Source organism: Arthrobacter sp. 05T444 (genome assembly GCF_056395905.1).
Genome location: NZ_JBFTKK010000012.1, coordinates 1 through 13,016, shown reverse-complemented (window position 1 = coordinate 13,016; position 13,016 = coordinate 1). Strand labels below are relative to the sequence as shown.

Below are 13,016 nucleotides of genomic sequence, written 5' to 3'. Positions count from 1 at the left end.
GAAACCAGCTCGGGATCAGGAGGAAAGGACCCTGCGCCGGACCTCGGCCTTGTCGACGCCCAACTCGCTAAGGAGCGCGGCCGCAGGATCATGTTCTTCGCGGTCCAGAAGTGCCAGCAGAAGATTCGCAGTGGTGATCTGTCGTGACTTCTGCTCGATGGCGTACCGAAGCATGCCCTCCATAACCGACCGCGCACCCGAGCTGAAAGGTGGCTTCTTTCCTCGGCCAGGCGTAATTGCCCGCTCAAAGCCCCGGGCGTCTATTCCGATTGACGCGAGTGCTGCTTGGTCAAGCTTTAAAGCCGCGGCCCTTGCGTCATCGAGAGTAACCCCAAGAATGCCGGCCGGGCCGGAGAACTGAAGCGCTCCCAGCACCAGGTGTTCCGTGCCCAGTCGCTTGTCGCCGCTGGAACGGGCTTCCTCCATTGCAAAGCCAACGATCTGGCGGGCTTCGTCGGCAAACCGTTCAAACATGGTTCATCTCACTCTCGGTATTTGGCGTGTACTGACTGCCGCGAGACGCCCAAGGCGTCACCGATTTGCTCCCAGGTCCACCCCTGTTGTCGGGCAACTCTTACCTGAACGGCTTCGACCTGTTCTGCCAAGCGACGAAGGGCGCCGACGGCGCGTAGTCCGACGACCGGGTCCACTGAATGAATATGAGCGGACAGTTGATCAGCATTCATGCTGTCAGTCTGAATTGACAAGCGTCAGTTGTCAACTCAGACTGACAAGCGCTCGCCGATCTTCCTAACCGCAGCCGATGGTCGGCTCGCCGAGACTCGTGCCGGTTCCTTCCAAGCGCAGGCATTCTCATGCCACGTGGTCACCGCGTTTTCTCAGGAGTGGGCAGCCCTGACCTGCTTCCCCGGTGGGGTCAATTCTGGTTCCGGGCAGCCGGGGGCCTTTTCGGCGACTACCGGGACTGGCCAAGCATGGAGGAGTGGGGCCAGTCCATCGCTCGGGACCTTCACGGTCTGCATCATCGCCACAGATCTGAAGGACCCACCGGCTCCCGGCCCCATGTCATCTGACTTCGCCAACTCCCAGCGCCCGCATTCGCCCTACCAACCGGGCGGCCGCCTTCTGCAGCGATGGATGGTCCGTTCGATGTTTCACCAGCGGCTGGTGAATCTTCTGCTGAGCACCTGCCGGGCTCACCGGCGCCTGTTTACTTCGCCGGGCGGCCAGCTGCGCGAGCTGTTCCAGATCGGTGTGGTGCGGGGCAACATCCCTCTGGGAATCAGCGTGCTTTCCTACTCAGGCCAGCTGAACACCGCCGTTGTCGCCGCCGCGGATGCCATCGCCGACAGCGTATAGTCTCGGGTCCACGGCTGCGAAGTCGGTTCAAGGGCTGAACGTCACATCCTGCGTCTCAGTGACGCCGGCGGTGCGGCCGGGCGCCGTCTGATACTTCCAGTAAAGATTCGTGTGTGCGATGACCTGGTCCGGCGGCGGAGCGCCCCAGGCGCTCTGGTCCTCCGTAGTGTGCGCGTCACCGACCAGCGTCACGTCATAGCCACGCACGAGGGCGCCGTGGATCGTGGACCGGATGCATTCATCCGTCTGCGCACCGGCCACGACCAGGCGGCCGACCCCAGCCTTGGACAACACTTCCTCCAGGTCGGTGTCCTCGAAGGAGTCGCTGAACGTCTTGTGCACCAACGGTTCCGAATCCCGGCGAACCAGTTCAGGAACGCACTCCCAGGCATCACTCCCCTTCGCCAGGTGCTGGTCCGAATGCTGGAGCCACACGATCGTGACGCCCTCCTGGCGGGCCTTGTCTATGAGCGTGCCGATGTTGGCGACTACCGCGTCGCGCTGGTGGGCCTCGGCCACAACGCCCACCTGGACGTCGAGGACCATCAGCGCGGTGTTTGGGCGATCTGACAGCGTTGTCATGGCGATCTCCTGTAGTCGGGCGGCTCCTGCCACGCGAATTATGCTAGGCCGGTCCGCCGCGGATCGCTACTGCTCCCCCGTTTCATGCGCGGCCAACACATCGGAACCAGCTGTCCCGTAAGGTCATGAATTACAGCGCCGCCTGTGGCGAGCGTTACACAAACGAACACTCAGCCGAGAGGAACAGGATGACTCACGCCGAGAACGAGATCACCATCAACCGACCCGCACATGAGGTCTACTCCCTCCTCGCTCGAGTCTGAGGTTGCCCAGCTCCAGAAGCTGATAGAAGTGATCGAAGCGACCTGATGTTTTTTTCTGCCGGTCTGTGCCCACGCCGCGAAGGTGTGTAGCCTCGGCATTATGAACCCGCCGGAGGGCCAGCCTAAAGCCGCAATTGTCGTCGGGGTCGACGGGAGTCCTTCATCCATCCTGGCTTTGCGCTGGGCATCCGCTCTCGCACCCTTGCTCTCGGCCAGGATCGTCGCCGTGGCCGCCTGGCAGTTCCACATTGCCTTCGGAACCTTTGAGCCGATTGTCTGGGAGCCGGATGAGGAAGCGCGGAAGGTCTGTGCGCAGACTGTTACCGAGGCGCTGGGCTCAAAGGCCGCCGTCGATGTTGAAGTGGTGATCAGGCAGGGACCCGCCGCCAAGGTGCTCGTGGAGGAAAGCAGTCGTGCGCAACTGCTCATCCTGGGCAGCCGCGGCCACGGCGGATTTGAAGGCCTCCTGCTCGGCGCCGTCAGCGCCACGGTGGCCGAACACGCAAAGTGCTCGGTGCTGATTGCGCATGGCACGGAACTGCCGCCGGGATTGTTGGCTCAGCCGGCTCCGGCGTCCGGCCCCATCCCTCCAGGGCAAGACGATGCCTAGCACTCAGAGCATCGTGGTCGGCTACGACGGATCCGTTGAAGCAGGCCGGGCCGTGCGCTGGGCTGCACACCAGGCTGACCTGCGCCACTGTGAGCTTCATCTCGTGCATTGTTCCCTGTGGCCACTCCTGACGCATGACCTTGGTCCGGTCGAAGGCATCCCAGACAGCGGGCTGCAGCACTATTCGGAGGCTGTCCTTGCTGAGGGCCTCGATCATGCAACATCTGCCGCCCCGCAGGTGAAGATCCGTACCAGCCTGCTCTACGGCTGGCCCGCGGAGCACCTGCGAAGGGCGGCGGCGGGGGCCACAATGCTGGTGATCGGTAGCCGGGGCATCGGCGGGTTCATGGGACTTCTCGTGGGCTCCGTCAGCCTGGAACTGGCTGCCACTTCAAACTGCCCGGTCGCGGTAATCCGGCCTGAGGACAACCCCGGGGGTCCTGTGGTCGTCGGGGTGGAGCATCCCGGCAACACGGGGGCCCTGGCGGATGCCTGCGCTCTGGCTTCCGCCGCCGGCGTTGGGCTGGTGCTGGTTCATGTGCGCAGAATCCACTTCAGCGTCGGGAAGCCAGGTGGCGCCGCAGGTGAAAGCCTGAGTACATCCAGGGCGTTGCTCGATTCAGCTATTCAGACGGCGCAGGCCCTAGCTCCCGGCTTGGACGTCAGTGACGAACTCGTACAGGACTCGTCCGTTCCGCGCGGTCTGCTCAAAACGGCCACGGATGCGAGCGTTCTGGTGGTGGGAAGCAAGGGCCACGGTCTCATCAGAGGAACCATCGGATCCACAGCGCACGCCGTTCTCCACCACGCCAGGTGTCCGGTGTTTGTTTCGCGGCACGCCGCTGAAGAGCCAAAGGAGGGGCCTGCGCCGCCGCCGTAGACCCCTACCGGGCTTCTCCCTTGCCGGCCGCCCCGCTGCCTGGCAACTGGCTGACAAGTCCCAATGTGTTGCCTTCGCTGTCCCTGATGAAGGCCATCCATTCGTCGGTTCCCGCCGGGCCAAGCCTTGAGTCCCCGTGGCTGAAGATCACCTGCGGAGCAGCAACCACTTCCACTCCCCTGGCCTCCAGTTCGGGCATGAGTGCCCTGATATCGGGGACCTCCAGATAGATCAACGACGGCGGCGCGCCCCTCTCGAGCAGAAGCCGGACGCCACCGAGGTCGAAGAAGAGCAGGCCCGGCGGATCAAAGACCGCCTGCGGCGCGGTGCCGAGCAACACCGAGTAGAACGCAGCCGCCCGGTCAAGGTCCTCGGCGCGCTGCGCGACCTGGATGAGCCTCATTGATCCTCCATATGTAGGTGTTACGCGTTCCTGTCCGCAATCGTCACCGATCGAACCGGCCGGGGCAACACGTTTCCGCGGAACGGCTAGGCTCAAAGGCATGCGTTCCAAAGAAGACCTGACCAAGACCGGGCACTCCGCCCCCGCCGTCATCGCATTCGCGGCAACCGCGGACGCGCTGCTGATCATCACCTTCGCCGCAATCGGCCGCGACGCACACGCACGGGGTGACGTGCTAGCAGGCGCTTTGCTTACAGCATGGCCGTTCCTCGCCGGCGCGGCACTCGCCTGGCTCCTCCTGCGGCTCTGGCACGGCCCGCTGGCACTGTGGCCGGCCGGCGTTGCCGTCTGGCTCGGAACGGTGGGCGTCGGCATGGCATTGCGGGCCCTCACCGGGCAGACAGTGGTGCTGCCGTTCGTCATCGTGGCGCTTATCAGCCTCGCAGTTCTCCTCCTTGGCTACCGCCTGCTCGTCGCCGGATTTCTGCGGTGGCAGAGATCACGGAGGCAAGGCTGATGTACTAGGCTGGCAGCACAGCACGCACCCGCCGGGCACCGCCACGGCACAACAATCCGGAAGGGCTACCAGTGATCACCGCCTTCGTCCTGATCAAGACAGACGCCTCGCGAATACCCGAAACGGCCGAGGAGATTTCTGCCATCCCGGGCATCAGCGAGGTCTACTCCGTCACTGGAGAGTGGGATCTCATCGCCGTTGCCCGCGTATCACAGCACGATGAGCTTGCGGACGTCATTGCGGACAAGCTGTCCAAGGTGCCGGCCGTGGTGCACACCACCACCCATATTGCCTTCCGGGCGTATTCCCAGCACGACCTCGACGCCGCCTTTGCGCTGGGCTTCGAGGAGTAGCCGCTCACCCCGCCAGGACCTACGTGATTAAGAAGCAGTGGCCGGCACAACGGTGCCGGCCACTTCTTTGCTTCTATTTCCTACGCCTGCGTCAGGCTGACCCATTTGTCGAGGACTGCTGCGGCGGATCCTGAATCGATGGACTCGGCGGCGCGGTGCAGGGCCCGGCGCATGCGCTCGGTCAAAGTCCCCTCGGCTTCCAGGTCATAGGCCACCAGGCCGGCGGCGGCATTGAGCAGTACGGCGTCGCGCGCGGGACCGGCTGCACCGGCCAGCACCTGGCGGACGACGGCGGCATTTGCCTGGGCGTCTCCGCCGCGCAGTTCCTCAACAGTCGCCTGACGGATGCCGAGCTCCGCCGGCGAAAAAAGCTGCTCGGTGACCTCGCCGCCGCGGATTTCCCAGACAGTTGACGGACCGGTTGTGGTCAGCTCGTCCAGGCCGTCGCTTCCCCGGAAGACGAGCCCCCGGCTGCCGCGCTTGGCCAGTACCCCGGCCACCAGCGGCGCCATCCGCGCGTTGGCAACTCCAACGGCAGAGGCCTGCACCCGCGCCGGGTTCGTCAGCGGTCCGAGGAAGTTGAACGCCGTCGGGATGGCAAGTTCCCGGCGCGGAACGGCGGTGTGGCGGAACGACGGATGGAAAACTTGGGCAAAGCAGAAAGTGATTCCAGCCTCTTCAGCGTTGCGTGCCACATCCGCGATGGGCAGGTCCAGCCGGACACCAAGGGCTTCCAGCACATCAGCCGAACCCGACGACGACGATGCCGCGCGGTTGCCGTGCTTGACCACTTTCGCCCCGGCTCCGGCGCAGACAAGCGCAGCCATGGTGGAGATGTTCACAGTGTTCAGCTGGTCGCCGCCCGTGCCTACGATGTCGAGCTTCTCGCCCGAGATGGCAATGGGGTTCGCATGGGCGACCATGGCCTCCACCAGGCCGGCAATCTCATCTACCGTCTCCCCTTTGGCACGCAGTGCCACCAGGAATCCGGCGATCTGTGCAGGCGTCGCCTCACCCGACATGATGGTGTCCATGGCCCAGGCCGTGTTGTCCGCAGTCAGGTCGTTGCCGTCCATCAGTGCGGAAATGAGCCGCGGCCAGGTGTTACCTGCCGCCTGTGCCGATACCTGTGAAGTCACCTCCTGATGCTATCGAGGTGCAGGTTCCAAAAACCAATGTGAACCCCTCCGGGAACTTTTCCGCGCGATTTCGCGTCTTTGTAGAAAAAGTCCCCCGAAAAGGCGGTTTGCGTTGGGCAGGACGGAGTTTTACAGACATAATGTCTATGTGACATCTGCGACCCATGCCCCCAGTACCCCGGCGCACCCCACGCTGAACCGCCCCAATATGGTTTCTGTCGGAACCGTAGTTTGGCTGTCCAGCGAGTTGATGTTCTTCGCCGGTCTCTTCGCCATGTACTTCACACTCCGGTCAACTTCCGGACAGATGTGGGCTGAAGAGACGGCCAAGCTCAACTTCCCCTTTGCGCTTGTTAACACGATCGTCCTCGTGGCAAGTTCCTTTACCTGCCAGATGGGCGTCTTCGCCGCAGAACGGCTCCAGCCGCGACGCAGCGGCGGTCCGCTGCAGTTCACCCACTGGGGCATGAACGAGTGGTTCACCCTGACGTTCCTCATGGGCTCGTTCTTCGTGGCCGGCCAGTCGACGGAATACGCGATGCTCGTTTCGGAGCACGTGACCCTTTCGACCAACGCTTACGGTTCGGCCTTCTACATGACCACCGGCTTCCACGGCATGCACGTCATCGGCGGCCTGATCGCCTTCCTCCTCATCATTGGCCGATCCTTCGCCGCGAAGAAGTTTGGTCACTTTGAGGCGACGTCGGCGATTGTCACCTCGTACTACTGGCACTTTGTGGACGTCGTCTGGATTGGCCTCTTCCTGGTCATCTATGTCCTCAAGTAGCCAGGACATGGCTCTTCTTCCACAAGAGACAGAATTTCAAGAAGCGGCTCCTGGAGCCGACGCACGATCGAATAAAGGAACCACCACGTGAAGGCACTCTCGCAGAAGCGACGTCACCCACTGGCAGCCATTGCGCTGTTGTTGATGGGGCTCCTCCTCACTGGTGGGCTGTACGCCGTTGCCACCACCGTCAACCAGGCAAAAGCCAGCACCGCCGAGTTCAGCGCCAGTGATGCGGAGCAAGGCGGAAAGCTCTTCGCCGCCAACTGCGCCACCTGCCATGGCATGGGTGCCAGCGGATCGCAGGCCGGCCCGTCCCTGGTAGGCGTCGGCGCTGCTGCCGTTGACTTCCAGGTAGGCACCGGCCGCATGCCCATGCAGATGAATGGTCCCCAGGCCTACAAGAAGCCCGGCCAGTTCAACGAACAGCAGACCCACCAGCTCGCGGCATACGTCGCCTCACTGGGCCCCGGCCCCTCCATCCCCGAAGCCGGCGTCCTCGACGAGAAGGGTGACGCCGCCAAGGGCGGCGAGCTGTTCCGCACGAACTGTGCGATGTGCCACAACGCTGCTGCAGCAGGCGGCGCCCTGACCCGCGGCAAGTTCGCTCCGGCCCTCGCCGATGTTTCGGGCAAGCACATCTACGAAGCAATGGTCACCGGACCGCAGAACATGCCGGTCTTCAATGACGCGAACATCTCCCCGGAGGGCAAGCGGGACGTCATTACGTTCCTCAAGCAGATCGAGGCCAACGGCTCGCCCGGCGGCGCCGACCTTGGTGCCCTCGGTCCTGTATCGGAAGGCCTGTTCGTCTGGATCGCCGGCCTCGGCGTCATCATCGCCTTCACCATCTGGCTGACGTCCCGCTCGTCCTAGCACGCGCAGATCACAACAAGAATGTCCTGCTGACCGTTCAGCAGGTTTGAAATTGAACATTAACTCGGCATTGCCGAGACGAGAGAAGGATGAGGCGAATCATGGGCAACCATAGTGACGGCAGTCCGAACCACTCGGGCACCTTAGCTACGGCTGGTCAGAATGAGGTGGAGAAATTCCAGGATCCTGGAATTCCCCCGCACCGTTTGCGCCTGGCTGACACGGACCCGAAGGCCGCAAAGCGAGCAGAACGGCAGGTTGCCGTTCTCTTCGGCGCATCGGTCGTAGGCACCGTGATCTTCCTGGTGGCGTACTTCGCTATCGATCTGGGCGATGACTCCTCGATTGCTACCATCAGGCTGCAGAATGCACTGCTCGGCGTAGGTACAGCCTTTGCCATGCTCGGCATCGGCACCGGCATTGTCCACTGGGCCAAGGCCCTCATGCCGGACCACGAAGTCTCCGAGGAACGTCATGCGATCCGCACCGAAGACGACCGCCAGGCCGCGGTGCGCATTGTTGACGACATCGTGGAGGAGACGGGCATCAAGCGCCGTCCCCTGATCCGGAACACCCTGCTCGGCGCCGTTGCTCTCGCACCGCTGCCTGCGCTTGCCGTGTTCGGTGATCTTGGCCCGCGGCCCGATGACAAGCTGTCGCACACGATGTGGGCCCCGCAGGAAGGCAAGCTCAAGCGCCTCACCCGCGACCCCGACGGCACGCCCATCAAGGCGTCGGACGTCACCATCGGATCCGCCTTCCACGTCATCCCGGAAGGCCTGAATGAGCTCCACGAGGGCAAGCTGAACGAGAAGGCCAAGGCCGTCGTCCTGCTCATGCGTCTCGATCCCGCGGCCCTCAACCCTTCTGCGGGCCGCGAGAACTGGGGCTACAACGGCATCGTCGCCTACTCAAAGATCTGCACCCACGTTGGTTGCCCCGTTGCCCTCTATGAGCAGCAGACGCACCACCTGCTGTGCCCGTGCCACCAGTCAACCTTCGACCTGACCCAGGAATGCAAGGTTATCTTTGGCCCGGCCAGCCGTCCTCTCCCCCAGCTGCCCATCGCGGTTGATGACGAGGGCTACCTGGTCGCTACGAGCGACTTCAACGAACCTGTAGGACCAAGTTACTGGGAGCGTGATGAGCATGAGCGCAGCATCAAGAGCTGAAGCCCCCGCCTACGTAGCCACCACCAAGACCGGGCGGTTTACTGATTTTGTCGACGAACGCGTCGGCGGCTCGGGGATTCTCCGTGAGTTTGGCCGCAAGGTCTTCCCGGACCACTGGTCGTTCATGTTCGGCGAAGTGGCGCTGTACTCCTTCGTCATCCTGCTCTTGTCCGGAACGTTCCTGACATTCTTCTTTGACCCCTCCATGGCGGAGACCCATTACGCCGGTTCTTACACTCCGCTGAAGAACGTCGAAATGTCTGTCGCCTACAGTTCGTCGCTGGATATCTCGTTCGACGTCCGCGGCGGCCTCTTCATGCGCCAGGTCCACCACTGGGCGGCGCTGCTGTTCGTGGCCTCCGTGGCCGTGCACATGCTCCGCGTGTTTTTCACGGGTGCCTTCCGCAAGCCCCGTGAAATGAACTGGGTGGTGGGCGGCGTCCTGCTGATCCTGGCCATGGCTGCAGGCTTCACCGGTTACTCGCTTCCCGATGACCTGCTGTCCGGTAACGGCCTGCGGATCATCGACGGCGTCATCAAGTCCATCCCGGTTATCGGCACGTACACCTCCTTCTTCCTTTTCGGCGGCGAGTTCCCCGGAACTGCCATCATCAGCCGCCTGTACACGCTCCACATCCTGCTGGTGCCTGCGCTCATCCTCTTGATGATCGTCCTCCACCTGTTCATGGTGGTTGTGCACAAGCACACCCAGTACCCCGGCCCGGGACGCAACGACCACAACGTTGTCGGCTACCCCCTCGGCCCGGTTTACGCGGCGAAGGCCGGCGGTTTCTTCTTCATCGTCTTCGGTGTGATTGCGCTCATGGCCGGGTTCTTCACCATCAACCCGATCTGGAACTACGGACCCTACGATCCCTCACCCGTGTCCGCAGGCACCCAGCCTGACTGGTACATCGGCTTCGTTGACGGTGCCCTGCGTCTCATGCCTGGTGTCATCGGAAACTTCCATTTCGAGTACATCATCTTCGGCCACGTGCTGACCTTGAACGTCCTGTTGCCTGCGCTTGTTCCGGCAGGCATCATCTTCACCGTGCTGTTCACCTACCCGTGGATCGAGCGCTGGATCACCAAGGACAACCGGGAGCACCACGTGCTGGACCGTCCCCGGAACGCTCCCACGCGCACCGCGATCGGTGTAGCGGGCTTCACCTGGTACTGCGTCATGTGGGCTGCCGCCGGATCGGACCTCATCGCCACGCACTTCCACGTCGCGCTGAACGACGTCACGTACTGGCTGCGGGCGCTGTTCTTCGTCGGCCCGTTCATCGCATTCGCAGTGACGAAGCGTGTCGCCTTGGCGCTGCAGCGCAAGGACCGGGAAATCGCCCTGCACGGGCGTGAAACCGGACGTATTGTGCGCCTGCCGCACGGTGAGTTCATCGAAGTCCACGCTCCTCTCGACGAGTACAAGCGGTTCAAGCTGGTCGGCTTCGAGTCTCTGGCACCGCTCCCCGCGCAGCCTAACGAGCACGGCGTCGTTGACCGCAAGGAAAAGCGCCGCGCGAAGCTTTCGCAGTGGTTCTTCGAGGACCGGGTTGTCCCGGCCACACCGGCTGAGCTGGAAGCCGGCCATGGCCACCACGAGGCCGTCGAAGCAGGCGAGAGCCAGAAGACACTCAGCCACTAGGAGCAATCCCTGCGGTTGGCAGTGAAAGGCCCGGTCCCTTGGGACCGGGCCTTTCTGCATCTGGTGCGGTCGGCGGCAGGGTTGGCGGTGCTGCGTCCGTCCCCTTCCGGCGGGCCTTGCCGGGCGGCCCTGCAAGGGCGGCGTGACTATTGCTGGCGGTACCCAGACGCGTAGTTGCGCGTGGGCCTTACTCCGGGACGCTGCAGCGGCACCCAGAGCTTGTATCTGTCGGCGCGGTAAAAGGACACGGAATAGTCCACCATGGCACGGGCAACGAACGCGTGCCGCTGGATTTTCAGCAGCGGTGACCCGATTTCGACGTTCAGCAGCCGTGCGGTGGACGGCGAGGCGGCGGTGGCCTCGATCATGTCCTCGCCCCACTCCATTACCAGCCCGAACTGTTCGCTCAGAACGTTGTACAGCGAGGTGGGTGGTTCGCCGTCCAGGAGACCGGGCACGCGGTGGGCCGGGATGAAGTTCTCGTCCACGCTCATCGGCTCGTTATCGGCCAGCAGAAGCCGCCGGAAGCGCACCAGGGGCGTGCCTTCCTCCAGCTGGAGTTCGCGCGCGAGGAAGGCACTGGCGGCAATCTGCTCAAAGCTGAGCACCTTGGCGGCCGGCACCATGCCGCGGCGCTGCATTTCCTCGCTGTACGAGGTGAGCTTGACCTGGAGGTCGAGTTTAGGTTTGCGCACGAAGGTACCCAGTCCCACGACGCGCTCAATGACTTCCTCGCCCACAAGCGCATCAATGGCCTGCCGGACGGTCATCCGGGCAAGCCCGAAACGTTCGGCCAGGTCGCGCTCCGACGGGAGGCCGGAGCCTGGCGGGCAGGACGTGGCAATGTACGTCCTGAGGATCTCCCTCAGCTGGACGTAGATAGGGACGCCGCTTTTTCTGTCGATCTCACCGGCGATGCCGGAGGCATTAGCGGCCATGACCGCCGCTCCTAGGATGCATGTTCACATCTCAAGGTTAAGCCCATCCGCCGTCAGGTCTAGACCAGCCACCACCAGCGCTGCCCGGAGCCCTGCCGTACGGATATTCTTAAGGACGAACGTAGAAGACGACGGCGTCATCCGTCCGAATAGAGGAGTCCTGTTGCCAGTTCGTAAGGCAATCGTTTCAGCAGCCATTGGCCTGCATGCCCGCCCTGCCGCGGTATTTGTCCGGGCCGTGACGGAGACCGGTTTGCCGGTGACCATCCGGAAAGACGGCATTGCCGCCGTGGATGCCCGCTCGCTGCTGGAGGTCATGACAGCTGACTTTGACTGTGGCTGCGAAGTGGAACTGGGAGTGACTGAATCCGCGCTGCCAGCAGGCCGCAGCCTCATCGACGCCGAAGACGCCCTCACAGGACTTGCCAGGCTGATTGAGTCGCAGCAGGCCGCTGAGCTCTTGTAGGGCCAAAATGAAAACGAACGACGGCGGGCCCCACCGAGTGGTGGGGCCCGCCGTCGTTAATGGGCTTCTTTACAGCCCGTTACAGAACCTAGTGCGCGTGGTCGCCGCGGCTGTACTCGTAGACCCAGCCGACAAGGGCCACGAGGGCCATGCCGGCCGCGATGAAGACCATCCAGAATCCTACGGCCAGGCCCAGGAAGCCCGTTGCACAGGACAGGCCGAGCACGAGCGGCCACCAGCTCCAGGGGCTGAAGTGCCCCTGCTCGCCGGCGCCCTCGTGGATCTCGGCATCGCTGCGGTCCTCGGGGCGCATGCCAACACGCTTGCCCGTGAATCCTAGGTAGGCGCCGATCATGCCGGCAAGGCCACCCACAAGGAGAATGCCCAGGATGCCTACCCACTCAGACCAGTTGGTGAGGAAACCGTAAATCAGGGACACCGGTACGAAGAAGAAGACTCCGGCTCCAAAAATCCAAGATTCGATCTTCACTGCGCGGTGTCCTTCTGGTCGGCGTTACCGAGCACAGCTGCTGCCGGTGCCGGTGACTCAATGGTGTGTGACTGGGAGAGCTCAGGGTGGTGCAGGTCCAGTGCCGGACGCTCCGAGCGGATGCGCGGCAGGGACGTGAAGTTGTGCCGCGGCGGCGGGCAGGACGTGGCCCACTCCAGTGATGCGCCGAAGCCCCACGGGTCATCGACCATGACTTTTTCGTTGCTGCGGGCGGTGATGTAGACGTTCCAGAAGAACGGGATCAGCGACGCACCGAGCACGAACGAGGAAATGGTGGAGAACTGGTTCATCCAGGTGAAGTTGTCCTGCGGCATGTAGTCCGCGTAGCGCCGGGGCATGCCTTCGACGCCGAGCCAGTGCTGGATCAGGAACGTGCCGTGGAAGCCGAGGAACAGCATCCAGAAGTGGATCTTGCCGAGCCGTTCGTTGAGCATCTTCCCTGTCCACTTCGGCCACCAGAAGTAGAAGCCGGCGAACATCGCGAACACCACGGTGCCGAACACCACGTAGTGGAAGTGCGCCACCACAAAGTAGGAGTCCGAGACGTGGAA

General features: G+C 63.1%; 17 protein-coding genes. 10 read left to right on the top strand and 7 right to left on the bottom strand.

Translation table 11 applies throughout. The features are described from left to right. Positions 1–15: 15 nt before the first annotated feature. Complete coding sequence (locus AC1DD3_RS12820; RefSeq protein WP_230119417.1) at positions 16–474, bottom strand: Clp protease N-terminal domain-containing protein; 459 nt, start codon at positions 472–474, stop codon at positions 16–18. A gap of 636 nt (positions 475–1,110) precedes the next feature. On the opposite strand from AC1DD3_RS12820, the gene AC1DD3_RS12815 reads away from it, so the two are divergent. After that, positions 1,111–1,320: a hypothetical protein gene (locus AC1DD3_RS12815; RefSeq protein WP_230119419.1), complete on the top strand. Its 210-nt coding sequence runs from the start codon at positions 1,111–1,113 to the stop codon at positions 1,318–1,320. Positions 1,321–1,347: 27 nt separating this feature from the next. Here the strand turns inward: AC1DD3_RS12815 and AC1DD3_RS12810 are convergent, their stop codons facing one another. Beyond that, the gene (locus AC1DD3_RS12810) at positions 1,348–1,902 is read right to left on the bottom strand and encodes an isochorismatase family protein (protein ID WP_230119420.1); all 555 of its coding nucleotides are present in this window, start codon (positions 1,900–1,902) and stop codon (positions 1,348–1,350) included. Between the two features lie 363 nt (positions 1,903–2,265). Here AC1DD3_RS12810 and AC1DD3_RS12805 point away from each other — a divergent pair, with 363 nt between their 5' ends. Then, positions 2,266–2,775 (top strand): universal stress protein, encoded by a 510-nt coding sequence (locus AC1DD3_RS12805; protein WP_476881837.1) that lies wholly within the window; start codon positions 2,266–2,268, stop codon positions 2,773–2,775. Continuing rightward, positions 2,768–3,655, top strand: a complete 888-nt coding sequence (locus AC1DD3_RS12800) for a universal stress protein (RefSeq protein WP_230119422.1) — start codon at positions 2,768–2,770, stop codon at positions 3,653–3,655. Before AC1DD3_RS12805 ends, AC1DD3_RS12800 begins: the two co-directional genes overlap by 8 nt. Positions 3,656–3,659: 4 nt before the next feature. Here the strand turns inward: AC1DD3_RS12800 and AC1DD3_RS12795 are convergent, their stop codons facing one another. Continuing rightward, positions 3,660–4,058 carry a VOC family protein gene (locus AC1DD3_RS12795; RefSeq protein WP_230119423.1) on the bottom strand — a complete coding sequence of 133 codons (399 nt, stop codon included), beginning with the start codon at positions 4,056–4,058 and terminating at the stop codon, positions 3,660–3,662. Positions 4,059–4,158: 100 nt separating this feature from the next. On the opposite strand from AC1DD3_RS12795, the gene AC1DD3_RS12790 reads away from it, so the two are divergent. Then, on the top strand, positions 4,159–4,575 hold the full coding sequence (locus AC1DD3_RS12790) for a DUF3054 domain-containing protein (protein ID WP_230119424.1): 417 nt from the start codon (positions 4,159–4,161) through the stop codon (positions 4,573–4,575). Between the two features lie 71 nt (positions 4,576–4,646). Further along, entirely contained in the window at positions 4,647–4,928 is a 282-nt protein-coding gene (locus tag AC1DD3_RS12785) for an Lrp/AsnC family transcriptional regulator (protein ID WP_230119425.1), read from the top strand. A gap of 80 nt (positions 4,929–5,008) precedes the next feature. Here AC1DD3_RS12785 and trpD read toward each other — a convergent pair whose 3' ends face one another. Continuing rightward, positions 5,009–6,067: an anthranilate phosphoribosyltransferase gene (gene trpD / locus AC1DD3_RS12780; RefSeq protein WP_230119426.1), complete on the bottom strand. Its 1,059-nt coding sequence runs from the start codon at positions 6,065–6,067 to the stop codon at positions 5,009–5,011. 148 nt (positions 6,068–6,215) lie between these two features. On the opposite strand from trpD, the gene ctaE reads away from it, so the two are divergent. From ctaE to qcrB, 4 genes are all read left to right on the top strand, one after another. Beyond that, entirely contained in the window at positions 6,216–6,854 is a 639-nt protein-coding gene (gene ctaE, locus AC1DD3_RS12775) for an aa3-type cytochrome oxidase subunit III (RefSeq protein WP_230119427.1), read from the top strand. Between the two features lie 87 nt (positions 6,855–6,941). Further along, positions 6,942–7,730 (top strand): cytochrome bc1 complex diheme cytochrome c subunit, encoded by a 789-nt coding sequence (gene qcrC, locus AC1DD3_RS12770; RefSeq protein WP_230119428.1) that lies wholly within the window; start codon positions 6,942–6,944, stop codon positions 7,728–7,730. 101 nt (positions 7,731–7,831) lie between these two features. After that, entirely contained in the window at positions 7,832–8,902 is a 1,071-nt protein-coding gene (qcrA, locus tag AC1DD3_RS12765) for a cytochrome bc1 complex Rieske iron-sulfur subunit (protein ID WP_476881836.1), read from the top strand. After that, positions 8,880–10,550 (top strand): cytochrome bc1 complex cytochrome b subunit, encoded by a 1,671-nt coding sequence (gene qcrB, locus AC1DD3_RS12760; protein ID WP_230119430.1) that lies wholly within the window; start codon positions 8,880–8,882, stop codon positions 10,548–10,550. The genes qcrA and qcrB overlap by 23 nt, the downstream gene beginning before the upstream one ends. Positions 10,551–10,696: 146 nt before the next feature. Here the strand turns inward: qcrB and AC1DD3_RS12755 are convergent, their stop codons facing one another. Then, a complete protein-coding gene (locus AC1DD3_RS12755) occupies positions 10,697–11,488 on the bottom strand; it encodes a GntR family transcriptional regulator (protein WP_230119431.1) in 792 nt (263 codons plus the stop codon). A gap of 163 nt (positions 11,489–11,651) precedes the next feature. Here AC1DD3_RS12755 and AC1DD3_RS12750 point away from each other — a divergent pair, with 163 nt between their 5' ends. Next, a complete protein-coding gene (locus tag AC1DD3_RS12750) occupies positions 11,652–11,954 on the top strand; it encodes an HPr family phosphocarrier protein (RefSeq protein ID WP_230119432.1) in 303 nt (100 codons plus the stop codon). Positions 11,955–12,042: 88 nt separating this feature from the next. Here the strand turns inward: AC1DD3_RS12750 and AC1DD3_RS12745 are convergent, their stop codons facing one another. Further along, positions 12,043–12,444 (bottom strand): cytochrome c oxidase subunit 4, encoded by a 402-nt coding sequence (locus AC1DD3_RS12745; RefSeq protein WP_230119433.1) that lies wholly within the window; start codon positions 12,442–12,444, stop codon positions 12,043–12,045. After that, on the bottom strand, positions 12,441–13,016 hold a 576-nt coding region (locus tag AC1DD3_RS12740), incomplete at its 5' end, for a cbb3-type cytochrome c oxidase subunit I (protein WP_476881835.1). The genes AC1DD3_RS12745 and AC1DD3_RS12740, both read right to left, overlap by 4 nt.